Source organism: Actibacterium lipolyticum, from assembly GCF_900184935.1.
GTDB classification, from domain to species: Bacteria; Pseudomonadota; Alphaproteobacteria; order Rhodobacterales; family Rhodobacteraceae; genus Actibacterium_A; species Actibacterium_A lipolyticum.
This window is the reverse complement of the sequence record NZ_FXYE01000002.1, coordinates 1,034,517-1,056,986: the sequence shown is the minus strand read 5'-3', so window position 1 is coordinate 1,056,986 and position 22,470 is coordinate 1,034,517. Positions and strand designations below refer to the sequence as shown.

Here is a 22,470-nt window from a genome sequence, read left to right as displayed (position 1 = left end):
TATGCAAACAACATTTACGCCTGAACAACTGGCTGACCCATCCACCGCGCGTTCGAACGAAATTCTGCGTGCCTGCGTGCATTGCGGGTTTTGTACCGCGACCTGCCCAACCTATCAGGTGCTGGGGGACGAATTGGATAGCCCGCGCGGGCGCATCTATCTGATCAAGGATATGCTGGAAAAAGGTCGGCCCGCCGATGAAAAGACGGTTAAGCATATTGATCGCTGCCTGTCGTGCCTTGCCTGTATGACGACCTGCCCGTCGGGCGTGCATTACATGCATCTTGTCGATCACGCGCGCGAACACATCGAAAAGACCTATAAGCGCCCGTTCAGCGATCGGGCTTTGCGTTGGGTATTGGCGCGGATTCTGCCGCATCCCACGCGGTTCCGGCTGGCGCTGTTGGGTGCCAAGATCGGGCGGCCCTTTGCGTTTCTGATGCCTGACGCGCGGCTGAAGGCGATGCTGGCGATGGCCCCGAAGAAAATTCCACCCGTTAGCCGGAATGACGACCCGCAAACTTTCCCGGCGACCGGTAAACGCAAGATGCGTGTGGCGTTGATGACGGGCTGTGCGCAAAAGGCGCTGAACACCGATATCAACGATGCGACCATCCGGCTGTTGCGCCGTCTGGGCTGCGAGGTGGTGATCGCCAAGGGCATGGGCTGTTGTGGCGCGCTGACCCATCACATGGGCAAGACCGATGAAAGCCACAGCTCGGCCGCGCGCAACATCAACGCCTGGAGCGCCGAGATGGCGGGCGAGGGGTTGGATGCGATTGTCATCAACACCAGCGGCTGTGGCACGACCGTCAAGGATTACGGCCATATGTTCCGCAACGCCCCGCTGGCCGAACAGGCCGCTGCTGTGTCTGGAATCGCGATGGATGTGTCCGAACTGCTGATGAAGCTTGATCTGCCCGAGGGTGGTGCGAAGGGCGTGAAGGTTGCCTATCACGCAGCGTGTTCTTTACAGCACGGTCAGCAAATAAAGACACACCCCAAGACCCTGTTGAAACGCGCCGGTTTCGAGGTGGTAGAGCCCGCCGACAGCCATCTGTGCTGTGGGTCCGCTGGCACATACAACCTGATGCAGCCAGAGATTTCGGGCCAGTTGAAAACCCGCAAAGTCAAAACCTTAGAGGCGAAGTCCCCAGACGTTATTGCAGCCGGAAACATCGGCTGCATGATGCAAATCGGGTCGGGCACAGAGGTGCCAATCGTGCACACGGTTGAATTGCTGGACTGGGCAACAGGCGGCCCACGCCCGCCTTCTTTTTCTTGAATTGAGCCACAATACTGCCCAAACCAATGGTTAACTATCCACCATGGATAAGGGACAACCCATGTGGCGTATCGGTTTAAAGGTAGTGGCAGTTGTTGCGGCCTTGGTCAGTTCTGCCCAAGCGACAGAACCTGATTTAAAAATGCTGTCCACCGCCGATGCGAATAAAGGCTGGGAGGCCGTGGGCCGGCTGAACATCGGGCGCAGTGGGTTTTGCACCGGGGCGCTGATCGCTCCGCATCTGGTGCTGACGGCCGCGCATTGCCTGTTTGATCAGGCTACCGGCGCGCCAGTGGATTTGTCGGAAATTGAGTTTCTTGCAGGCTGGCGCAATGGCCGCGCTGAAGCGTACCGGGGGATAAAACGCGCAGTTTTGCACCCAGAGTATGATTTTGACGGCCCTGACCGGATGGAGCGGGTGGAATATGACCTTGCGCTAATGGAATTGGATCAGCCTGTCCGTTTGACCGGCATCCAACCTTTTGCGACGGGCCTACGCCCACGTAAAGGCGACGAAGTGGGGGTGGTGTCTTATGCGCAATCACGTTCCGAAGCGCCGTCTTTGCAGGAAACATGCGATGTTTTGGGCCGTTCGGGCAGCATTTTGATGCTGTCGTGTGATGTGAACTTTGGCGCATCCGGCGCGCCGATCTTTTCCTTTGACGAAGGCGCTCCGCGCATCGTGTCGGTCATTTCGTCAAAAGCATCCAGCGGGAACAAACCGATTGCTTTGGGCACTGCCGTGGAAAAACCATTGGCGGTGCTGCAAAAACGATTGGCCAATGGCGAATACATCGTGTCTCAATCCAGGCCGTCCATTCGTCAGTTCGGGCAGGGCAGTGCGCGCAGCCAAGTTGGGGCGAAATTCGTGCGGCCCTAAGGCTCTTGAAACGCTGAAAACCTATTCCCAAATAGGATGGACGCGGGTGCCAATCGGGCCCGCTTAACATCACGACCCGTCCCGTTGGGAGGGTCGACATACATGATCGCTCAAGAGAGGATGATGACATGCGAAGCTTTGATCTTTCGCCACTTTACCGCGCCACGGTTGGTTTTGACCGCGTGGCTGATTTGATGGACCGGGTTCTGACGAACGAGGTGACCCAGCCCACATACCCCCCTTACAATATCGAAAAGACCTCCGATAACAGCTATCGCATTACGGTTGCGGTTGCCGGGTTTGCCGGTGACGAACTGTCGGTGGATGTGAAGGAAAACGCCCTGATCGTGGCAGCCCGCAAGGCGAGCGAGCAGGAAGAGCGCACATATCTGCACCGCGGGATCGCGACCCGCGCGTTTGAGCGGCGTTTCCATCTGGCGGACCACGTGAAGGTTTCCGGCGCAAGCCACGCCGATGGCATGCTGCACATTGATTTGGTGCGCGAGGTGCCTGAGGCCCTGAAGCCGCGCAAGATTGAGATTTCACGCGCGGACCAGATCGAGGCGACCAGCATCGAAGCCTAAGGCTTTTATGCGTAACGAAACGGAGGCGCGTGGCCGGCTGGCCACGCGCCATTTCTTTTGCCTCGGCCCATTCGGGCCTCAGGTTATGGGGGCTTTCTGCCCCCAAACCCCCAAGCATATTTGCAGCGGCTGGGCCGGTTATTCGGCGCTTAGGCTTTGGTAAAGACGCATCAGGTTCACAGCCTCGGCCCGGTATCCGTAGGGATCAGCGCCTTTGGCGGAATTGGCAAGGTCGATGGCCTGATCGATGGTCCAATCCCTAAGGTATTTTTGATCGCGCAAAAGCTGGCCAAAGCCGGCAATAGCGGTGGCAAAGCGGGTGTCGTTCGATGCTTCCGTGACCATCGTCGCAATCGGCGTTTCGATCAGCTGGCTGTCGGCGTCGCCGGGTGACTTGTAGCGAAGGCGTAAGAAACCGAGTTCGTCGGTTTGGGCTGTGGTCTGTTCGGCGCTGTAGCGCAGCGGATCGTTCAGCACGGCGGGAGAGCCGACCGGCGTTACCTCGTACAGTGCGGTGACGTTGTGGCCTGCGCCGATTTCACCGGCGTCGACTTTGTCGTTGTTGAAATCTTCGCGGTTGAGGGCGCGGGTTTCATAGCCGATCAGCCGGTATTCGGCGACAGCGGCGGGGTTAAACTCGACCTGAATTTTCACGTCGTTCGCAATGGGGAACAGCGCGCCGGAGAGTTGATCGACAAGAACCTTCTGCGCCTCGTTCAAGGTATCGATATAGGCGGCTTGGCCGTTGCCGTTTTGGGCGAGCGCCTGCATCGTCGCATCATCCAGATTTCCCCGCCCAAAGCCGAGGACGGAAAGATAGGTGCCCTGATCGCGTTTGCCAGAAATGAAGGTTTCCAGCGCCTTTGGGTCGGACAGACCAACGTTGAAATCCCCATCAGTGGCAAGGAGGACGCGGGTCACCTCGCCTTCTTTCGTCATGGTTTCGGCAGTGGCATAGGCCTGTTGCAGGCCCGCTTGCCCAGCGGTGGAGCCGCCAGCGTCAAGTTGCGACAGCGCCGCAAGGATTGTGTTGCGATCTGACGCGGGGGTGGGCGCCAGAACCTGACCGGCACTGCCCGCGTAGGTGACGATTGCCACCTCATCTTCGGGGCGCAGCTTGGACAGCATCAGCCGGAAGGATTGCTTGAGCAGCGGCAGCTTGTTCTGGCTATTCATCGAACCCGAGGTGTCGATCAGGAAGACAAGGTTTAGCGGGGGGCGTTCCGTGGTTTCAGGAAGGGCACCTTGGATGGCGATATGTACCAGCTGTGTGTCGTCGTTCCATGGCGTGGGAATGACCGAAACGGTTGGCTGGAACGGCGCGTCCCCTTCTGGGGCGGGATAGGCGTAGGGGAAATAGTTCACCATCTCTTCCACGCGCACCGCGTCGGGGGGCGGTAGTTGGCCGTTGTTAAGCGACGAGCGGATGATCGCATAGGACGCCGTGTCCACATCGATCGAGAAGGTCGAGACGGGCTCTTGGGAGGTGATTTTCAGCGGGTTCGGTTCGCCGTTGGCGAAAGCTTCGGTTCCGCCTTGTGGGGGCATGACGGCATAGTCATCGACGGCGGGCGACATCTGTCCGCCGAAGGCAGCCTCGGGTTCCATCATAAGGACCTCTGGCGCGGTCGCTTGGGGCGCAGGTGCTATTTTGCGCAGCGCTGTTTCGGGCGCGGCGCGGTCAGATCGGACCAGTGCGCCAAGGTCATCTGCAATAACGGTGGCTGGGGCCTTGGTTTTGGAGGCGTCTGTCTGGGTGGGGACGCCGGTCGGGTCCAGTTGAGGGGCAATCACGAAAAAGGCGACGGCCACGGTGGCGATGCCGGTCGTGGCGGCAAGGGCGGCGCGGGTGGTTAGGGTCTTGAACATCCAATCAACTCCTTCAGACAAACGCGCGCCCAGTGTCGGGCGCTTATCTGTCTGACGCGCGGCGGCGCGGGTTTCTTGGTGCTGATCGAAATTTTCCTGAGCGATGCGCAGCGCGCGCGCCTTGGCATCCGCATCGGGGGCGGGCGGCGCGGCCTTAAGGGCGGCTTTCAGGCTGTCGAATTCGTCATTCATGCCTGTTCTTCCTTTTGATGCAACGCACGGAGGTGATCTTTCACCTGCGCCATGCGCCATGCGATTGTTCCTTCGGAAAGGCCCAGAACCTGCGCGGTTTCAGATTGAGTCAGTTCTTCGCCCAAGGTCAGGGCGACGGTGTCGCGCAGATCGTCGGGCAGGGTGGACATGGCCTTGGTTAGCCAATCCAGTTGGGTCGCGGCCTCTTGGTTAGAGGCTTGCCGGTTCACCTCCCAGTCGCCCCAGCCATCGGCGGCGCGGGCGTGGGTGGCGGCGCGGCGGCGGCGGTCATGCGCGGCGTTCACCGCAACACGGTAAAGCCATGTGGTGAACCGGGCATCCGCACGAAAGTTGCGCAATTTTCCGGGCAGCGCGGCACAGATGTCTTGTGTCAGGTCTTCGGCATCATGGCGCGTACCGGTTAGGCGAAAGGCGAAGGCGAACAGCCGGTCGTATTGACGGGAAAGGAGGGCGGCGAAAGCATCCCTATCCCCGTTTGCGGCGGCAATTGCCAAAGCTTCGTCTGATGTATTCATGCGCATGACATTGGGTTGGACGCTTTCAAAAGGTCAATCCTTGGAACGGATTTGAAAAAAATCTGTGACGGTCTCAGACCATTTTGACATGCATGCCGTTTTTGAAAGGGGTCGGACAGCGCCGCCTTTGGGCGGTTTTTCTGCGGCCGCACAGTGGCTTGGCCGGTTTGTGGACCGTTGCATGCCGTTATCCCCTTGTTTTAACTGCATATCTGGTATTCGGCATTGGGTATTTTCACACTCGGGCGCACATGAGATGCTGCATCGCAGAAATTGATGGCAGGCAATTGCCGCCACAAACCCCAAATCTGAAAGCAAATGTTATGAAAGCCATGACCCTTGCGGCCCTTATGGCCGCCGCCCCGTTTGCCGTTTCTGCCGATACGCTGACCCTGTCTTCCCCATTGGCCGGTGGAACGCTTCACACCAATGCCGTTGATATGTCGGTTTACTGGACCCAATCCGACGACGCGTTCGAAGTTGTTGCCTATTACGTCACCCGTGACGAGACCGCGCCGCAAAAGCTGCAGATGCGTCTGGAAAACGGCGACCACGTTGTTTTTGGCCTGCCCGGTCAAACCGGCACTGCCTACAGCTTTGAGCGTGTTGCAGATGCGTTGGTTGTGACCACGGCACCTGTGAAAACAGAGCTGGCCTATAACTAACGCCGCGCGACAAGCGGACGAAACGTAAAAGGGAGGGGCAATGGCCCCTCCCTTTCGTTTTTCTATCGCGTTTTATTCCGCTTTGCCGATCGAAAAGAAGAACGTCTCGCCCGAACTGTCGTCGACTCCGTCATTGTCGGTGGAAACGAACATCTCTCCGTTTGGCAGGATGGCCAGACCTTCGACCTTGTCCACAACATAGCCGCCGTATGAAGCCAGGTCGGGCAGCAGGTCGTGAACCTCTTCCTTAGAGACAACCGGCAGATCGCCACCCAGCGCGGCGGGCTGCATTTCTGCTGCGGGGATGCGGTAAACCTTTTTGGTCACGGCATCTGCGCCGATCTGGTTGTCACGTTCGATCACGTAAACCCAATCGCCATTCGCCACGATTTCTGACAAGCCAACCCACCCCTTGGCAGGCGCGGCCTTGGGATAGTGAACGGCACCCCATTCTTCGGTCTTGGTGTTATAGGCCACCAGTTTAACGTGGTTCTTCGGATCGTCCGCCCATTCACGCTGAACCGCCATCCAAAGTGTGTCACCGATCATGGTGATACCCTCAAAACCAAACCGTTTCTCAACGGCCAAAAGCTCTGCGGGCAGGGCGATTTCTTCTTTGATCTCACCCTTGCCGTTCACCCTATAGATGCCGTGCGGGATCATGCGGTCGGTCCGCCCTTCAGAGGCGAGCCAAAAGCCGCCATTGCCGTCGGTTGTGATGCCTTCAAGGTCCAGCTTCTGCGCGGCGTGGCCTTTGCGGTTCACGCGGATCACATCGGTGATGCGGGCAGGTTTCTGGCTGGCGTCGATCTTAAAGATCGAAGGCTGATAGCCATAAAAGCTGTCGTTCACGGCCCAAACGGTGCCGTCAGCGTCCGCAACCATACCCGAAATCGCGCCCCAGCCAATCAGTTCATCCGCACCGGCAGAGGTAAGCTGTGGATAGGCGGCGGGCGCATCCTGATATTCAAAGATTGAAACGTGGCTGCGGACGCCGCCGTCTTCGATCAGGTCAACCTCGTTGGCCGAGATCAGCAGGTTGCGTTCAGGGATGGCAACGTAACCCTCTGGCCCGATGCCCGATGGCAGGATTTGTTTCAAAACGGGGTTTGCCGGGTTGGTCACGTCATAAACGCCAACGGCGGACGCGCGTTCGGCGCCAACGAAAACCATCGGGGTGCCGCCGAAGGTTGCGGTTTCGATGGACTCAGGCTCAACACCCTTTGAGTCAGAGCGTTTGTCGGGATAGTGGCCGATCTGAACCAGCCCGTGTTCGAACGTGGTGCCAGCGTCATAAACAACCGAGCCGTCCTTGTTGAAGATCGTCCAGCCGCGCGAACCGCCGTCCATGTCGCCTTCGTTGGCGGTGGCGAACAGATCGTCGGTCAGCCATTTCACCGCATCGGGTTCGCGAACGCGGGCCATTTGGCTTTCGGTGAAGATCATCGCGCCGCGTTCATCCGTGGCGTCGATGCCTTCCAGATCAACGGCACCAGCGGAAAAGTGGTTCAAGATCGTGCCGTCTTTGCCGACAACAACCAGATGGTTGTTTTCCTGCAAGGTCACAACGGTTTCGCCAAGAGAGTTGATGTCAACAAACTCGGGCTCTGGGTCTTCGGGGCTGACGTCGGCAAGGCCGGTCATATCCACGGTGTTCAGCGTGCCACAGTCCAGCGTGCCGTCGGCTGTCAGGCCGACGGTAATCAGCATGCCGGCGGGCATCTGGCCGGTGCGGCCATCGCCTAGGTCTTCGTCGCGCTCATTCTCGATAGCGACTGCAACGAAAGAGCCGTCTTTTGCGGCGGCAACGCTGTCTGGCTGGCCACCCAGATCGCAGCGGGCCGTTTCCGAGCCGTCAGCGGTGTTGATGGAGGCGATGTAACCCGATGGCGCGGTGTAGCTTTCCGATGTGTTCACACCGACCAGCGCGGAGGCGCCGACAACGGCGACCGAAGTGGGTTCGCCGCCCAGTTCAATGTTGCCCTTGGGCGCAGGTGCCTTGGGGTCGGTGATGTCGATCAGACCAAGCACCTCTAGCGGGCTGTCGGTGTAGACCAGCGTCATGCCATCGGCGGTGGCGGCGACAATCTCGGCCGAAGATTCGCGGGCGGTATCTTCGCCTTCGGCCATGTTGCCGATGGTCGCGATAGACGCGATGCGGTTGAAATTCATTTCGGCCGAAGCGGCCCCTGCTGTCAGCGCAATCACTGACGTCAGGCCAAGCAAGCGTGCGGTCATGGAAAGGATCCCCCAGATTCAGGTTAGTGCCTGAACCCATTGGCGATTTCCCATGACCCGCGCGTAACACTTGCGTGTCGGTTTTGTGAAAACCGACGTTAGACTGACATGCAGATGTATTTCATTTCCAGATAGTCTTCGATCCCGTGGCTGGATCCTTCGCGGCCAAGGCCGGATTGTTTGACCCCGCCAAACGGTGCGACTTCGGTCGAAATGATGCCGGTGTTCACGCCAACGATCCCGTATTCCAACGCCTCGGCCACTTTATAAACGCGGCTTAGGTCGTTGGCATAGAAATACGAGGCAAGGCCAAAGATCGTGTCATTGGCCATGGCGATCACGTCGTCCTCGTCCTCGAACTTGAACAGCGGCGCAAGCGGGCCGAAGGTTTCATCCTGCGAAAACTGCATATCCTGCGTGGCACCGGTCACGATGGTGGGTTCGAAGAATGTGCCGCCTTTTTCGTGGCGTTTGCCGCCAAGGATGATCTGCGCACCTTTGGCTGTGGCATCCGCGATGTGTTCTTCGACCTTTTCGACGGCTTTGTCGGTGATCAGCGGGCCAAGATCAGCCTCTCCGCTTAGGCCATCGCCAACCTTCAATGCGGCAACCGCTTTCGTCAGTTTTTCGGCGAAGGCGTCATAGACTCCGGCCTGTACATAGATGCGGTTCGCGCAGACGCAGGTTTGGCCGTTGTTGCGGAACTTGCAGGCAATCGCGCCGATAACCGCTTCGTCCAGATCGGCATCATCAAACACGATGAAGGGCGCGTTGCCGCCCAGTTCCATTGAACATTTGATCACCTGATCGGCGGCTTGCCGCAGCAGGATGCGGCCCACGTTGGTGGAGCCGGTAAAGGTCAATTTGCGAACGGCGGGGTTTTCGCAGAACTCTTGCCCGATGCCGGGCGCGTCGGATGACGTGATGACCGAAAGCATGCCCTTGGGCAGGCCCGCGCGTTCGGCCAGCACGGCCAGCGCCAGCGCCGATAGCGGGGTTTCCGCCGCAGGCTTGGAGATAAACGCGCACCCCGCAGCCAGTGCGGGGCCAGCTTTTCGGGTGATCATCGCGTTGGGGAAATTCCAGGGCGTGATCGCGCCGACAACACCGATTGGCTGGCGGATTACGGTGATCCGCTTGTCGGGTTGGTGGCCGGGGATGGTTTCGCCGTAAATCCGTTTTCCCTCTTCGGCGAACCATTCGATGAAGGACGCGCCATAGGCAACTTCGCCCTTGGCTTCGGCAACGGGTTTGCCCATTTCAGCCGTCAGGATAAGGCCAAGATCGTCTTGGTTTTCCATCATCAGGTCGAACCAGCGGCGCAGGATATTGGCGCGCTCTTTCGCGGTGCGTTTGCCCCATTCCTTTTGCGCCTGCTCACCGGCGGCAATGGCGCGCGCAGTTTCGGCGCGGCCCAGATCGGGGACAGCGCAGATAACGTCGCCGCGGGCGGGGTTGGTAACGTCAAACGTTGCACCGTTGTCGGCTTCGACCCATTCCCCGGCAACAAAGGCCTTCGTCACAAAAAGCGACGGATCTTTCAGGAGTTGGGTAAGATCGGTTGCGGGCATATATCTTCCTCCTAATGATTGGTAATGGAAGAGCACGCACAGGCAGCTATGTCCAGCCAGATTGGGGGCCGCGATGAACTACGACGAAGCCTATTCAAATGCGGATTTCATCAAGGGAGCAGAGGCGTATCCCAAACGGTGGGCCGCCGACGCCGCGTCGTGGCGCGAAAAGGCGGATGCGCGGCTGGATATCCCCTATGGCACGCACGCCCGACAGCGGTTTGATCTGTTTTCCCCCAAGGGCATCCCACGCGGTTTGGTCGTGTTTGTTCATGGCGGGTATTGGTTGAAATTCGACAAATCACTTTGGTCCCATCTGGCAGAAGGCGCGGTCGCGCGGGGCTGGGCCGTGGCGATGCCGTCTTACCGCTTGGCACAAGAGGTGTGCATTGCCGACATTACCCGTGACGTGCGCTCTGCAGTGTTGGCCGCAGCGGCACAGGTTGCAGCGCCGATCGTGCTGACCGGGCATTCGGCGGGTGGGCATCTGGTGGCGCGGTTGCTTTGTGCTGATGCGAATTTGCCCGCCGATGTGGCGGAGCGAATTGTCGGTGCCGTGCCAATTTCCGGTGTGGCCGACCTTCGCCCGCTTATGCACACCGCGATGAACAAGATTTTTGATCTGGACGAGGCTGCGGCAACTGCGGAAAGCCCGGCGTTGCAACCGCTTGCCCTGACGGTTCCAACAACCGTCTGGGTCGGGGCGGATGAACGCCCGGTGTTCCTTGAACAGTCAGAGGCGTTGGCCACTGCGTGGAACGTGCCGCTGCACATCGCGCCGGGGCTGCACCACTTCGATGTGATTGATGACCTGCAAAACCCTGAAAGCGGGCTGATGGAAACGCTGTTGGGTGGCGGTTAGCCGAACTTTTCCGCCCATGTTGGCAATGTGTCACCGGGGGCTGGCGTTGCCTGATGAACCCCGCGCGCAATCGCGCGCGCCAGACAGGTGGCTGCGGCATGCCCAAGGCGCAGCGCCTCAAAGGCGGGGTCGGGCAGGGGTTTTGCCCCGGTGGCTGCGGTAAATATCAGATCACCGTCAAATGGCGTGTGACTGGGCACAATCGCACGCGCCATTCCGTCATGGGCAGCAACGGCCAGCCGCGTGGCTTGGGCCTGCGTCAACGCGGCGTCGGTGGCGATGATGGCGATTGTGGTGTTTTCGCCCAGCCGCGCTTCGGGGCGGGGCTCTTGGTGGGGGTCATGTTTTCCGATGCCCTTGCCGCCAAATTCGTGGCTCATCTCGAACGGAGCGGCCCAAAATTCCGGCCCATCGCCCATGGTGACGGCCCCCAGCGCATTTACTGCGACCAGCGCGCCAACGGTGATGCCGCAATCCAACACGACAGACGCCGACCCAAGCCCGCCCTTCAGGGCGGCAGTCGTTGCGCCCGTTCCGGCACCCTTGGTGCCAAGCGCGAAGGTTTCACTGGCATTGGCAAGCGCCGTGCGGCCCAACGTTTTATAGGGGTTTTCGGCCCAATCTTTGGCCCCGCCGTTCAGCAGGTCGAACAAGATGGCACCGGGTACAATCGGCACGCGTTGATCGCCCACGGCAAAGCCGCGCCCTTGTTCGCGCAGCGCATCAGCCACGCCTGATGCCGCATCCAACCCAAAGGCCGATCCGCCCGACAGGACCAGCGCGTCGACTTCTTGCACCAATTTATCAGGGGCCAACAGGTCGGTTTCCCGCGTGCCGGGCGCACCGCCCATGACATTCACGGCCGCCGTGAACGGCACATCGCCCAGCAAGACGCTGACGCCGGTTTTAACGCCATCGTCCTCGGCATTGCCAACTCGAAGGCCGGCAACATCGGTGATCAAATTGCGGGGTCCGGGTTTCATCAAATCCTCGGTTTTGACGTTGCGGTTGTTTGGGCTTGGGGCAGGGGGCTTTGCTTACACACAGCGCCCGCCGTCCACTTCCATCGCGACGCCGGTAATCATGCTGGCCTCGTCCGAACACAGGAAGCACGCGGCATTGCCCAGATCTTCAGGGGTTGAGAACCGGCCAAGCGGGATGGTCGAAAGGAATTTCGCCCGCATTTCCGGCGTGTCTTCCCCCATGAACGAGGCCAGCAATGGCGTTTCACCCGCGACCGGGTTCAGCGCGTTCACGCGGATGCCCTCTGGCGCTAGTTCGACGGCCATCGCCTTTGTCGCCGTGATCATCCACCCCTTAGAGGCATTGTACCAGTTCAGCCGCGGGCGGGGCGACACCCCCGCAGTAGAGGCGATGTTCAAAATTGCCCCCTTGCCGTTGCTTTTCATATGCGGAACGAAATGCCGTGCTGTCAGATAGACGGACTTGGCGTTAACGGCGAGGACACGGTCAAATTCTTCCTCCGTCACGTCCTCCATCAGGGTGGGCAGGTGCGTGACGCCCGCGTTGTTAACGAGGATATCCAAGGTGCCAAAAGCCGCGAAAGCTGCGGTAGCCATGGATTTGACCGAAGCATCGTTCGCCACGTCAACCTGATGGGCGATCCCGCCGGTTTCGGTGGCAATGCTTTGTGCAGAGTCCAGATTGATATCTGCCACCATAACCCGCGCGCCTTCGGCTGCGAATTTGCGCACAATACCCGCGCCAAAGCCCGAACCGCCACCGGTGACAATCGCCGTTTTCCCGTTCAGTCGCATCAGAACCCTTTCCTAGCCATGGTGCGCGGCCACGGTTTTCAGTGTCGAAAACCCATACAGCGCCTCGAACCCCTTTTCGCGGCCATGGCCCGATTTGCCGACCCCACCAAAGGGCAGTTCGACACCGCCGCCCGCGCCGTAATTGTTGATAAACACCTGCCCGGCGCGCAGTCGTTTGGCCAACCGCATCTGCCGCCCGCCGTCGCGCGACCAGATCGACGCGACTAGGCCATAGTCGGTGCCATTTGCGATCTGTACGGCCTCTTCTTCGTCATCGAAGGGGATCAGCGCCTGAACCGGGCCGAAAATCTCATCCTGTGCCAGTTTGTGCTGTGGGCTGACCCCGGCCAGCAGGGTCGGCGCAACATAGTGCCCGCCCGCTGGGGCGTTGCCGATGATCGTGCCCGTGGCGGCGGTTTCAAGGTCTTGGCCTTGGGCAAGAAAGCCCTCAACAATCTCTTTCTGGCGGGCAGAGATCAGTGGCCCAAGGTTCAGGTCATCCACCGCCGGGCCAACGCGCAGCTCGCGATAGCGTGCGGCCATCATGTTTAGTACCTGATCATAGACAGGCCGCTGTACCAAGATGCGCGACGAGGCAGAGCAGGTTTGTCCCGCGTTCTGCACGCCTGCGTTCACCAGAAACGGCAGCGCGGCCTTCAGATCCGCGTCGGCAAACACCACCTGCGGGGATTTCCCGCCCAGTTCCAGCGTTACAGGCACCACGTTTTCGGCGGCGGCCTTTTGCACCAGTTTGCCGACGCCCACCGACCCGGTGAATGAAATGTGGTGAACACCGGGATGGGCGGTCAACGCCGCGCCCGCTTCCTCGCCCAATCCGGGCACCACGTTCAATGCCCCTGTCGGCAGGCCTGCCTGTTCGGCGATACGTGCGAAGGCGAGGGCGGTCAGACACGCCTCTTCTGCGGGTTTCAGCACGCAGGCGTTGCCCATTGCCAAGGCCGCGCCGACAGAACGCCCAATGATCTGCATCGGGTAATTCCACGGCACGATATGCCCCGTGACCCCATGCGGTTCGCGCAAGGTGTAGACGGTGTAACCATCAAGATAGGGGATGGTCTGCCCCATCACCTTATCCGCCGCGCCGCCATAGAATTCCATGTACCGGGCCAGCGCCACGGCATCAGCGCGGGCTTGGGTCAACGGTTTGCCGACGTCCTGCGCTTCTAGCTGGGCCAATTCCTCTTGCCGTTCCAGTACAAGCTGGCCGATGCGTGTCAGAACGCGCCCGCGTTCGGCGGCAGTGGCACGGCCCCAGTCGCCCTGCAAAGCGGTCGTGGCGGCGGCAACGGCTTCGTCTATGTCGCTGGCCGTGCCGCGCGCAATTTCGGAGATCTGCTGGCCGGTCGATGGATCTTCGACCGGTAAGACGCCTGCAGGGGCCTTCCAGACCCCACCGATCAAAAGCTGTTTGGAATCAAACCAAAGGTCCCGCATGTCGCCCCTCCGCCTGCCATTCTGCCGGAATAACCGGCGCGGCGGCAATTAATGATTTGGTATAATCGTGGCGTGGGGCGGTGAATACGGTTTCGGTTTCACCATGTTCCACGATCTGGCCCGCCTTCATCACCAGCACCCTGTCGGTGATCGACCGCACCACCCCAAGGTCGTGGCTGATAAACAGGTAAGACAGCCCAAATTCACCCCTAAGATCCGCCAGCAGATCAAGGATTTGCGCCCGCACCCGCACATCAAGCGCCGAGACTGCCTCGTCCAGCACGATCAGTTCGGGCCGGGTGATCAGGGCACGGGCGATGGCGATGCGCTGTCGTTGACCGCCCGAAAATTCGTGGATGAACTTGCCCGCGTCTTGGGGGGCAAGGCCGACAGCCTCTAACACCTGATCGATCCGCGCGTTGGCATCGTCGGGCCGCCCGGTCAGGTGGAAAGGTTCCGCAATAAGGCGGCGCACCCGGTGGCGGGGGTTGAAACTGCCATAGGGGTCTTGAAACACCACCTGCATCTTGCGGCGCATATGGGCGGGCATGTGCTGGCCCGCGTGCACCGCTTCGCCATCCAGCCGGATTTCGCCGCCCTGCAGTGGGTCCAACCCCAGAATTGCGCGGGTGAGGGTGGATTTGCCGCAGCCGGATTCCCCCACCAGCCCCAGGCTTTCGCCCTGTTTGATCACAAAGCTGACGCCATCCACGGCACGGAAAGGTGGCGGGCGGTGAAAGAGGCCGGTGCGGGCGACGGGGTATTCGCGAACAGCTTCTTTCACCTGCAACAGGGGCGTGCCCTGCGGTTTTGCCAAGCTGTCGGGGTGGTGGCCGGACGCTTCGAAAAGCTGCCGGGTATAGGGATGGCGCATTTCGCTGAAGACGGTTTCAGTGGGGCCTTGTTCGACCACCTCACCCTTGCGCATCACGGCCAGATGGTCGGCCATGCCCGCCACCACCGCCAGATCATGGGTAATTAGCATCAGGGCCATCTGCTCTTCCCCTACCAACCCTTTCAGCAGGTCTAGGATTTGCGCCTGAGTGGTCACGTCCAGTGCAGTGGTCGGTTCGTCCGCGATCAGCAGTTCGGGGCGCAGCGCGATGGCCATGGCGATGCAGACCCGCTGCCGCTGCCCACCGGACAGCTCATGCGGATAACGCGACAGGGGAAAGCGGGTTTCCGGCAGGCCCACCCGATCAAGCCGCTGGCGGGCGATGCGCAGGGCCTCTCCCCTTGTTGCCTGCCCGTGGATCAACAGGGTTTCGGCCACCTGATCACCAATGGTCTGTACCGGGTTCAGCGCGGTCATCGGCTCTTGAAAGATCATCCCGATACGGTTGCCACGAATGGCGCACATCTGCGGTTCGGGCGTGGTCAGCAGGTCGGTCCCGTCCAGCATCGCGCGGCCCGAGGTTTCGGCGCCATGCGGCAGCAGTTGCATCAACGCCTGCGCGGTCATCGATTTGCCCGACCCGCTTTCGCCCACCAGCCCGAACACCTGACCGGGCGTGATGTCGAACGACACATCCCGCAGGATCGGCGTGCCGTGGATCGCAAGCGATAGGTTCTGAAGCGATATCATCCTCGTGCCCTCCGCACCCTTGGGTCCAGCAGGTCGCGCAACCCGTCGCCCATCAGGTTCAGCCCCAGCACGGTGAACACAATCGCCAGCCCCGGCAGGATCGCAAGGCGTGGCGCGGTGTAGATCATCGTTTGCGCATCGGCCAGCATCCGGCCCCAGCTTGGTGTTGGGGGCTGTGCACCTAGGCCGACGTAAGACAGCCCCGCCTCGGCCAGAATCCCGAGGCTGAACTGAATTGTGCCCTGCACGATCAGCAGGTTCAGGATGTTGGGCAGGATGTGTTCGACACTGATGCGCAGCGCGTTCTTGCCGGCGACGCGGGCGGCAAGGATGTAATCCAGCGTCCACAGGCTTAGCGCGCCACCACGGGCCACGCGGGCGAACACGGGGATGTTGAAGATGCCGATGGCGATGATGGCGTTCACGGCGGACGGCCCGAACACCGCCGTGATCAGGATCGCGATGACAAGCGACGGGAAGGCAAAGATCAGGTCATTGCCGCGCATGATAACCTCGTCCAGCAGGCTGTCTTTTCGGGCGGCTGCGGTCAGGCCCAGGGGCACGCCGATGGCGATGCCGATCCCCACGGCGATCAGCGCCACGGCAATAGAGGTGCGCGCGCCCACCATCAGCATCGACAGGATATCGCGGCCGAAGTGATCCGTGCCCAAAAAGAAGGTGGCAGAGGAGGGCTTTAACTTGTCGGCGATGCTGATCGCCGTCACGTCATGTGGCACCCAGACAAAGGACAGCCCCGCCGCCAGCAAGAACACCGCGCTAAGCGTTGCGCCAAGGGTCAGCTGAACCGGCCACCTCATCGTTTGTGCCTTAGCCGTGGGTCGACCAGCGCGTAGGCCATATCGACAAGGAAGGTGACCATGATCACCGCAAATACCAGCAGCATCACCACGCTTTCCACCACGATCAGGTCGCGTTGGGTGATGCCCTGAAAGATCAGGCGGCCAAGGCCGGGCAGGAAGAACACGTTTTCAATGATGATCGCCCCGGCCAGCAGAAACGAGAATTGCAGCCCGATGATCGTCAGCACCGGGATCATCGCATTGCGCAAAGCGTGACGCGTGAGCGCCTGACGGCGGCTAAGCCCCTTGGCGCGTGCGGTGCGGATGTAATCTTGCCCCAAGGTGTCTATCAGGGCGGAGCGTAGAACCCGCGCCAGGATCGAGGCCTGTGGCAATGCCAAAGCGACTGCAGGCAGGGTCAGCGCCTTTATCGCCGGGCCGATGCCGTTGTCCCATCCCGGAAAGCCACCAGCCGAAAACCAGCGTAGGTTGATGGCGAAGACCAGCACCAGCAGCATCGCGAACCAAAAATTTGGCACGGCGATGCCAAGTTGGGTCGCGCCCATAATGCCGTAGTCGGTCGGCTGACCCCGCCGTGCGGCGGCGATCAGCCCGACGGGAAAGGCGATCAGCGTGGACAGCGCAAGCGCATAGGCCGCCAGTGGAAGTGAAACCCAAAGCCGCTGCATCACCAGATCAACCACCGGCACGCGGTAGGTATAAGAATGCCCGAAGTCACCGACCAACAGCCCGCCAACCCAGCTTAGGTATCGCGCGGGCAGGGTTCCGTTCAGGCCCAGTTCTTCGCGCAACGCCTCGACCGTTTCGGGCTGAGCGTTCAGGCCCAACATGAACGCGGCAGGGTCGCCGGGAATAACCTCGATCACTGCGAAAATAACAAGACTGGCCGCGATCAGGCTAAGCGTCAGGGATAAAATGCGTGAAAGGGCAAAACGAAGCATATGCCGCAGGTTAGGGCGCGATCGCGTGCGGTGCTAGATGGTTTGATGGGATATCGACAAACTTACCGGCAAAGGCGTCAAACGAGGCATTTCTGGCAGTTGTGAGTGCGCAAAAGGCGTGGATCGTCCCGCGCGGGTGCACCACCCCGACGGGGTGGTGCGATTTTGTCCGTATCGCAACGGGTCAGACGAAGAACTGACCGCCGTTCGCCGTGATCGTCGAACCGGTGATGAAACCCGCGTCGTCAGATGCAAGGAACACCACGCAGCGCGCGATTTCCTCGGGCTCGCCAAGGCGGCCGACGGGGATCTGCGAAATGATTGCGTCGCGTACTTTTTCCGGCACAGCCATAACCATATCGGTGCCGATATAGCCGGGGCAGATTGCGTTCACAGTGATGCCAGCGCGCGCGCCTTCTTGGGCCAGCGCTTTGGTGAAGCCAAGATCGCCCGCTTTCGCTGCGGAATAGTTCGCCTGACCGGCCTGACCTTTTTGACCGTTGATGGACGAGATCGTCACAACGCGGCCGAACTTGCGTTCGCGCATGCCGGGCCAAACAGGGTGGGTCATGTTGAATACACCGCTGAGGTTGGTGTCGATCACCTCTTGCCACTGTTCGCGGGTCATCCGGTGGAACATGGAATCGCGCGTGATACCGGCGTTGTTCACCAAGACGTCGATCGGGCCAAGCTCTTCTTCGACCTTGGCGATACCAGCGACACAGGCGTCGTAGTCTGCGACAGACCACTTATAGGTTTTGATGCCGGTTTCTTCGGTGAATTTCGCAGCGGCTTCTTCGTTACCGGCAAAGTTCGCAGCGACGGTATAGCCGGCCTCTTTAAGGGCAACGCAAATTGCCGCGCCGATGCCACGTGTGCCACCGGTAACAAGTGCGACTCTAGCCATGATTCCTCCTAGGGGTTTTAATGTGTTCCAGCAATGGTGTTACTTAAATAGCTTCGTGGGCGCAATAATGTTGCGCCCACGTTTTTGAGATTTATGGACGTTCAAGACACATTGCCACACCCATGCCACCACCAATACACAGCGTAGCCAAGCCTTTTTTCGCATCGCGGCGTTTCATTTCGAACAACAGGGTGTTCAGAACACGGCAACCGGACGCACCAATTGGGTGACCAATGGCAATTGCGCCGCCGTTCACGTTCACGATTTCTGGGTTCCAGCCCATGTCTTTGTTCACAGCACAGGCCTGTGCGGCGAAGGCTTCGTTTGCTTCGACCAGATCCAGATCGTCAGCTTTCCAGCCTGCTTTATCCAACGCTTTGCGCGACGCAAAGATCGGCCCCACGCCCATGATCGAAGGGTCAAGGCCCGCAGTCGCATGGGATACGATACGCGCCAGCGGCTCCAGCCCGCGCTTTTCGGCTTCTTCCGCGCTCATCAACAGAACGGCGGCGGCGCCATCGTTCAGGCCGGATGCGTTTGCCGCAGTAACCGAGCCGTCTTTGGTAAAGGCTGGGCGCAGTTTTTGCATCGCTTCCATGGTCGCGCCGTGGCGGATGTATTCATCCTGATCCACCACGATATCGCCTTTGCGGTTTTTCACGGTGTAGGCGACGATTTCGTCGGCGAACTTGCCAGCCTTCTGTGCGGCCTCGGCTTTGTTTTGGGATGCGACTGCGAATTCGTCCTGCATCTCGCGGCTGATCTGCCACTTTTCTGCGACGTTTTCGGCCGTCTGGCCCATGTGATAACCGTTGAACGCATCCCACAGACCGTCACGGATCATCGAGTCGATGAAGGACATGTCGCCCATCTTGTGACCCTTGCGCAGGTTCGCGACATGGGGGGACATCGACATGTTTTCCTGACCGCCCGCAGCTACGATTGCCGCGTCGCCAAGTTGGATGTGCTGTGCGCCAAGGGCTACGGCGCGAAGGCCGGAACCGCAAACTTGGTTGATGCCCCAAGCGGCGGATTCGATCGGAAGGCCCGCGTTGATATGTGCCTGACGGGCTGGGTTTTGGCCTTGGCCGGCAGTCAGCACCTGACCGAGGATGGTTTCGGAAACCTCGGATTTATCGATGCCGGCACGTTCGACGATCGCCTCAAGAACGGTTGCGCCAAGGTCATGTGCCGGTGTGTTGGCGAAGGCGCCGCTAAAGCTGCCGACTGCGGTTCGGCCTGCCGAAACGATCACTACATTGGTCATGGGTATGTCCTCTCCCCTCAGGTTGCCATGGGGGCGGGGGGTCGCCGATACATATGTCCGACACCCTAAATCCCCCACTGGATTGCATAAGTGGTAAGCGTTCGGCACCTTTGGCGCAACAATCTTGTGCTGCAGGTGCGAAATATGCCGCAGTCAGGCGGTTTTTTGTTGCCGTAAGGGAAGGTTCCAGTGCGGTTTTAAGCTAGGCGCGCCAAAGAAGTAGCCCTGCATGCAGTCGATTCCCGAATCTTTTAGAAATTTTGCATCTGCAGCACTTTCAACGCTTTCAGCCACGGTAAACATGTCAAAATGCTGCCCGATAGAGATGAGCGCGTTTGTCAAAACCTGATTGTCGGGGTTATCGGCGATTCCTCGAATGAACTGGCCGTCAATCTTGAGGATGTCAAAATAGAACTCTTTCAGATAGCGGAAGGCGGTGAAGCCCGCGCCAAAGTCATCCAAGGCAAAGGCGATGCCGCGATGCTGAAGCTCTTTCATGAAAACGGTGACAAGTTCGGGCATCTGCATGGCAGAGCGTTCTGTGATTTCCAGAATAAGCCGCTCTGCGATTGTGGGGTCTTGGGCCAGTCCGTGATTTAGCGTCTGCATCCAACGTTGATAGCCGATAGAACGCGCAGACATGTTAATTGCCAGTCGCAGACCCGGTTGATCGGCCAAGGTGCTAAGCCCCAATTCAAGTGCGACGCAGTCGACGATGCGGCCCAATTCCGTGGTTTCCACAACGCCTATGAAATCTTTCGCAGGGATCACGCGCCCGGTTTCGTCAAGAACCCGTATCAACCCTTCGTAAAAGGCGGGGGTCGTTTCCTCGTTGGTGCTTATCACCGGTTGAAAGGCGAGGGCGACGTTTCGATGATGTAACGCATGGCGCACCATCGAAAGCGTATCGCGGTCGCGCGCACTAACGGCGGCCGAAAGCGGGCTGTCATCGATCCCAGATGTCGAAAACCCCGAAAATTCCACGCTGTTGTGCATTTAACCCTCCGTTCAGGTTAAAGGAAGGATGGGGGCAAACACCCTAACAATCGCTTAATATTCGCATTTTGTTCTAATTGTGCTAAAAGCCGACGTATTGGCGCAAGGCATTGGAAGGAATGCATTTTCATGGGCGATCGGTGTGACTGGTGCGGGCAGGAACAGATTTATATCGACTACCACGACACCGAATGGGGCGTGCCCGAGTATGACAGCCGCGCGTTATGGGAAAAACTGATTCTGGATGGGTTTCAGGCCGGGCTAAGCTGGATCACCATTCTGAAAAAGCGCGATGCCTTCCGCGAGGCTTTTGCCGGGTTTGACCCGAATATCATCGCGGCCTGGGGCGAAGATGATGTTCAGCGCCTATTGCAGAACCCCGGCATCATCCGGCACCGGGGCAAGATCGAGGCCACCATCGGCAACGCCCGCGCGTGGCAGGTGATAGAGGCCGATCAGGGGTTCGATACCTTCTTGTGGGCCTATGTCGGGGGTAAACCACATCAGCCGCGTTTTGAAACGATGGCCGATGTGCCAACCGAAACGGCACTGTCCAAGCAGATTTCGCAAGACCTGAAGAAGGCCGGGTTCAAGTTCGTCGGCCCCACAATCGTCTATGCGTTCATGGAGGCCGTCGGCATGGTTAACGACCACCTGACAACCTGCCCTGCCCATGATCGTGTGGCGGCGCTGGGCTAAAGGTTTTCGAAGCCCGGTGTGCCGCGGTCTTCGGGGTGGCGGGTCAGGTGCTTTTTCTTGATCGCTTCGGACATGTCGCGCGAACCATCATGGCTCCAGCCCGGAGGGGCGACGGCATACATCCAACGTTCGCGCAGGGTTAGGCCTGGCTGTGCCATATCGCGGAAAATGCCGATCCATTCGTGAAAAGCGACGCGCAGCGGGTTGAACGTGCCAAGGTTCTGTACCAGCCCATAATCGACCTTTTCATCGTCCTGTTCAGGCACGAATGTACCAAACATCTTGTCCCAGATGATGAACACCCCGGCATAGTTCGCATCCAGATACCGCGCGTTGCGGCCGTGGTGTACGCGATGGTGGCTGGGCGTGTTCATCACCGCTTCGAACCACTTGGGCATGCGCACGATTGCCTCTGTGTGGATCCAGAACTGATAGATCAGGTTCAGCCCACCAACGAAAAGCACCATCGCCGGGTGGAACCCCAACAGGATCAGCGGCGCGCGGATGATTATCATAAAAGTGAACGTGCCGGTCCATGTCTGGCGCAGCGCGGTGGTCAGGTTGTAATGCTGGCTGGAATGGTGGTTCACATGGCTGGCCCAGACCCAGCGGATGCGGTGCCCAAACCGATGCACCCAGTAATAGCGCAGATCATCCAGCACAAAGCACAGCGCGATCACCAGCCACGAGGTGCCAAGGTTCAGCGGCGTGATTTCCCACAGAACCATAAAGAACCCATAGGCGATGAACCCCAACAGGATGCCCGAGGCCACGTTCCCCGCCCCCATGATAAGCGAGGTCAACGCATCACGCGTTTCATACCGCCCGCCCTTGCCCTTGATGTGAATCCACATCAGCTCTGCCAGAATTGCGGCGATGAACAGCGGCACGGCCCATGAAACGACATCTGGAAAAGTGATCTGATCGGTCATTGAGTTGTCCTTTCAATCTCTCCCATCCACTCGATTGCTTCGGCATCGGGCAGGCGGAGTTTGACAGCAGGGGCGGTAAAGTCGGGCATGCGGATGCGAAGGCCATGCTTGATCCGTTTTGCGTGGGCGTTGGTCAGCAATCTTGCCGAGGTGTCGGCGCCAAAGCTCCACACCAGCCCGGTGCCCTTCGCCGTTTGAACCAGCGCGGCACGCCCATCGGCGCAGACCTTGGCGTCTGTGACGATGTCGTCGGGCCAGTGATGCAGCCAAAGCTGTTTGGCATGGATGGCATCACGAATGGTCGCGGGCCGCGAATAGCCAAGCAGATGCAACAGCACCGCGATGCCCGCGATGCCAATCACGACCAGTGGTAATAACACGCTTAGGGGCATGGCTCCTCCCTTGCC

The 22,470-nt window shown here is 59.6% G+C and carries 21 protein-coding genes; 6 read left to right on the top strand and 15 right to left on the bottom strand.

Annotated elements, in window-relative coordinates:
• The first annotated feature begins 1 nt into the window (after position 1).
• The 3 genes from glcF to COL8621_RS13800 all read left to right on the top strand — a co-directional run bounded on the left by glcF (position 2) and on the right by COL8621_RS13800 (position 2,749).
• Positions 2–1,285: a glycolate oxidase subunit GlcF gene (gene glcF / locus COL8621_RS13810; RefSeq protein WP_093967900.1), complete on the top strand. Its 1,284-nt coding sequence runs from the start codon at positions 2–4 to the stop codon at positions 1,283–1,285.
• Between the two features lie 61 nt (positions 1,286–1,346).
• On the top strand, positions 1,347–2,165 hold the full coding sequence (locus COL8621_RS13805; protein WP_176438501.1) for a trypsin-like serine peptidase: 819 nt from the start codon (positions 1,347–1,349) through the stop codon (positions 2,163–2,165).
• 128 nt (positions 2,166–2,293) lie between these two features.
• Positions 2,294–2,749, top strand: coding sequence for an Hsp20 family protein (locus COL8621_RS13800; protein WP_093967899.1), 456 nt, complete (start codon positions 2,294–2,296; stop codon positions 2,747–2,749).
• Positions 2,750–2,887: 138 nt separating this feature from the next.
• Here the strand turns inward: COL8621_RS13800 and COL8621_RS13795 are convergent, their stop codons facing one another.
• Both COL8621_RS13795 and COL8621_RS13790 read right to left on the bottom strand, forming a co-directional pair.
• Complete coding sequence (locus COL8621_RS13795) at positions 2,888–4,810, bottom strand: vWA domain-containing protein (RefSeq protein WP_093967898.1); 1,923 nt, start codon at positions 4,808–4,810, stop codon at positions 2,888–2,890.
• A complete protein-coding gene (locus COL8621_RS13790) occupies positions 4,807–5,346 on the bottom strand; it encodes an RNA polymerase sigma factor (RefSeq protein ID WP_093968595.1) in 540 nt (179 codons plus the stop codon). Before COL8621_RS13790 ends, COL8621_RS13795 begins: the two co-directional genes overlap by 4 nt.
• A gap of 323 nt (positions 5,347–5,669) precedes the next feature.
• Here COL8621_RS13790 and COL8621_RS13785 point away from each other — a divergent pair, with 323 nt between their 5' ends.
• The gene (locus tag COL8621_RS13785) at positions 5,670–6,011 is read left to right on the top strand and encodes a hypothetical protein (RefSeq protein ID WP_093968594.1); all 342 of its coding nucleotides are present in this window, start codon (positions 5,670–5,672) and stop codon (positions 6,009–6,011) included.
• A 72-nt stretch (positions 6,012–6,083) separates the two neighbouring features.
• Here the strand turns inward: COL8621_RS13785 and COL8621_RS13780 are convergent, their stop codons facing one another.
• Positions 6,084–8,249 carry an esterase-like activity of phytase family protein gene (locus COL8621_RS13780; RefSeq protein ID WP_093967897.1) on the bottom strand — a complete coding sequence of 722 codons (2,166 nt, stop codon included), beginning with the start codon at positions 8,247–8,249 and terminating at the stop codon, positions 6,084–6,086.
• A 98-nt stretch (positions 8,250–8,347) separates the two neighbouring features.
• A complete protein-coding gene (locus COL8621_RS13775; RefSeq protein WP_093967896.1) occupies positions 8,348–9,820 on the bottom strand; it encodes an NAD-dependent succinate-semialdehyde dehydrogenase in 1,473 nt (490 codons plus the stop codon).
• A 73-nt stretch (positions 9,821–9,893) separates the two neighbouring features.
• Between COL8621_RS13775 and COL8621_RS13770 the strand changes: the two genes are divergently transcribed.
• Positions 9,894–10,682, top strand: coding sequence for a hormone-sensitive lipase (locus COL8621_RS13770; protein ID WP_093967895.1), 789 nt, complete (start codon positions 9,894–9,896; stop codon positions 10,680–10,682).
• Here the strand turns inward: COL8621_RS13770 and COL8621_RS13765 are convergent.
• The 9 genes from COL8621_RS13765 to COL8621_RS13725 all read right to left on the bottom strand — a co-directional run bounded on the left by COL8621_RS13765 (position 10,679) and on the right by COL8621_RS13725 (position 20,432).
• A complete protein-coding gene (locus COL8621_RS13765) occupies positions 10,679–11,665 on the bottom strand; it encodes a P1 family peptidase (protein ID WP_093967894.1) in 987 nt (328 codons plus the stop codon). The genes COL8621_RS13770 and COL8621_RS13765 overlap by 4 nt on opposite strands.
• 54 nt (positions 11,666–11,719) lie before the next feature.
• Positions 11,720–12,460 carry a glucose 1-dehydrogenase gene (locus COL8621_RS13760; RefSeq protein ID WP_093967893.1) on the bottom strand — a complete coding sequence of 247 codons (741 nt, stop codon included), beginning with the start codon at positions 12,458–12,460 and terminating at the stop codon, positions 11,720–11,722.
• 12 nt (positions 12,461–12,472) lie between these two features.
• Entirely contained in the window at positions 12,473–13,915 is a 1,443-nt protein-coding gene (locus COL8621_RS13755) for an aldehyde dehydrogenase family protein (RefSeq protein WP_093967892.1), read from the bottom strand.
• Entirely contained in the window at positions 13,896–15,500 is a 1,605-nt protein-coding gene (locus COL8621_RS13750; protein WP_093967891.1) for an ABC transporter ATP-binding protein, read from the bottom strand. Before COL8621_RS13750 ends, COL8621_RS13755 begins: the two co-directional genes overlap by 20 nt.
• Entirely contained in the window at positions 15,497–16,318 is an 822-nt protein-coding gene (locus tag COL8621_RS13745) for an ABC transporter permease (protein ID WP_093967890.1), read from the bottom strand. The genes COL8621_RS13750 and COL8621_RS13745 overlap by 4 nt, the downstream gene beginning before the upstream one ends.
• Entirely contained in the window at positions 16,315–17,262 is a 948-nt protein-coding gene (locus tag COL8621_RS13740) for an ABC transporter permease (RefSeq protein WP_093967889.1), read from the bottom strand. Before COL8621_RS13740 ends, COL8621_RS13745 begins: the two co-directional genes overlap by 4 nt.
• 184 nt (positions 17,263–17,446) lie before the next feature.
• Positions 17,447–18,169: a beta-ketoacyl-ACP reductase gene (locus tag COL8621_RS13735; protein WP_093967888.1), complete on the bottom strand. Its 723-nt coding sequence runs from the start codon at positions 18,167–18,169 to the stop codon at positions 17,447–17,449.
• A 91-nt stretch (positions 18,170–18,260) separates the two neighbouring features.
• Positions 18,261–19,436, bottom strand: coding sequence for an acetyl-CoA C-acetyltransferase (locus COL8621_RS13730; protein ID WP_093967887.1), 1,176 nt, complete (start codon positions 19,434–19,436; stop codon positions 18,261–18,263).
• A gap of 153 nt (positions 19,437–19,589) precedes the next feature.
• Positions 19,590–20,432, bottom strand: coding sequence for an EAL domain-containing protein (locus COL8621_RS13725; RefSeq protein WP_093967886.1), 843 nt, complete (start codon positions 20,430–20,432; stop codon positions 19,590–19,592).
• Between the two features lie 129 nt (positions 20,433–20,561).
• Between COL8621_RS13725 and COL8621_RS13720 the strand changes: the two genes are divergently transcribed.
• Complete coding sequence (locus COL8621_RS13720) at positions 20,562–21,131, top strand: DNA-3-methyladenine glycosylase I (protein ID WP_093967885.1); 570 nt, start codon at positions 20,562–20,564, stop codon at positions 21,129–21,131.
• Here the strand turns inward: COL8621_RS13720 and COL8621_RS13715 are convergent.
• Complete coding sequence (locus tag COL8621_RS13715; protein ID WP_093967884.1) at positions 21,128–22,063, bottom strand: sterol desaturase family protein; 936 nt, start codon at positions 22,061–22,063, stop codon at positions 21,128–21,130. The two genes, COL8621_RS13720 and COL8621_RS13715, sit on opposite strands and share 4 nt — an antisense overlap.
• Complete coding sequence (locus tag COL8621_RS13710; RefSeq protein ID WP_093967883.1) at positions 22,060–22,455, bottom strand: hypothetical protein; 396 nt, start codon at positions 22,453–22,455, stop codon at positions 22,060–22,062. The genes COL8621_RS13715 and COL8621_RS13710 overlap by 4 nt, the downstream gene beginning before the upstream one ends.
• Positions 22,456–22,470 lie beyond the last annotated feature (15 nt).

Excerpts from the sequence above, each read along its gene's own strand:
- glcF (WP_093967900.1), top strand. The coding sequence starts at position 2 with ATGCAAACAACATTTACGCCTGAACAACTGGCTGACCCATCCACCGCG.
- COL8621_RS13805 (WP_176438501.1), top strand. The coding sequence starts at position 1,347 with ATGTGGCGTATCGGTTTAAAGGTAGTGGCAGTTGTTGCGGCCTTGGTC.
- COL8621_RS13800 (WP_093967899.1), top strand. The coding sequence starts at position 2,294 with ATGCGAAGCTTTGATCTTTCGCCACTTTACCGCGCCACGGTTGGTTTT.
- COL8621_RS13795 (WP_093967898.1), bottom strand. The coding sequence starts at position 4,810 with ATGAATGACGAATTCGACAGCCTGAAAGCCGCCCTTAAGGCCGCGCCG.
- COL8621_RS13790 (WP_093968595.1), bottom strand. The coding sequence starts at position 5,346 with ATGAATACATCAGACGAAGCTTTGGCAATTGCCGCCGCAAACGGGGAT.
- COL8621_RS13785 (WP_093968594.1), top strand. The coding sequence starts at position 5,670 with ATGAAAGCCATGACCCTTGCGGCCCTTATGGCCGCCGCCCCGTTTGCC.
- COL8621_RS13780 (WP_093967897.1), bottom strand. The coding sequence starts at position 8,249 with ATGACCGCACGCTTGCTTGGCCTGACGTCAGTGATTGCGCTGACAGCA.
- COL8621_RS13775 (WP_093967896.1), bottom strand. The coding sequence starts at position 9,820 with ATGCCCGCAACCGATCTTACCCAACTCCTGAAAGATCCGTCGCTTTTT.
- COL8621_RS13770 (WP_093967895.1), top strand. The coding sequence starts at position 9,894 with ATGAACTACGACGAAGCCTATTCAAATGCGGATTTCATCAAGGGAGCA.
- COL8621_RS13765 (WP_093967894.1), bottom strand. The coding sequence starts at position 11,665 with ATGAAACCCGGACCCCGCAATTTGATCACCGATGTTGCCGGCCTTCGA.
- COL8621_RS13760 (WP_093967893.1), bottom strand. The coding sequence starts at position 12,460 with ATGCGACTGAACGGGAAAACGGCGATTGTCACCGGTGGCGGTTCGGGC.
- COL8621_RS13755 (WP_093967892.1), bottom strand. The coding sequence starts at position 13,915 with ATGCGGGACCTTTGGTTTGATTCCAAACAGCTTTTGATCGGTGGGGTC.
- COL8621_RS13750 (WP_093967891.1), bottom strand. The coding sequence starts at position 15,500 with ATGATATCGCTTCAGAACCTATCGCTTGCGATCCACGGCACGCCGATC.
- COL8621_RS13745 (WP_093967890.1), bottom strand. The coding sequence starts at position 16,318 with ATGAGGTGGCCGGTTCAGCTGACCCTTGGCGCAACGCTTAGCGCGGTG.
- COL8621_RS13740 (WP_093967889.1), bottom strand. The coding sequence starts at position 17,262 with ATGCTTCGTTTTGCCCTTTCACGCATTTTATCCCTGACGCTTAGCCTG.
- COL8621_RS13735 (WP_093967888.1), bottom strand. The coding sequence starts at position 18,169 with ATGGCTAGAGTCGCACTTGTTACCGGTGGCACACGTGGCATCGGCGCG.
- COL8621_RS13730 (WP_093967887.1), bottom strand. The coding sequence starts at position 19,436 with ATGACCAATGTAGTGATCGTTTCGGCAGGCCGAACCGCAGTCGGCAGC.
- COL8621_RS13725 (WP_093967886.1), bottom strand. The coding sequence starts at position 20,432 with ATGCACAACAGCGTGGAATTTTCGGGGTTTTCGACATCTGGGATCGAT.
- COL8621_RS13720 (WP_093967885.1), top strand. The coding sequence starts at position 20,562 with ATGGGCGATCGGTGTGACTGGTGCGGGCAGGAACAGATTTATATCGAC.
- COL8621_RS13715 (WP_093967884.1), bottom strand. The coding sequence starts at position 22,063 with ATGACCGATCAGATCACTTTTCCAGATGTCGTTTCATGGGCCGTGCCG.
- COL8621_RS13710 (WP_093967883.1), bottom strand. The coding sequence starts at position 22,455 with ATGCCCCTAAGCGTGTTATTACCACTGGTCGTGATTGGCATCGCGGGC.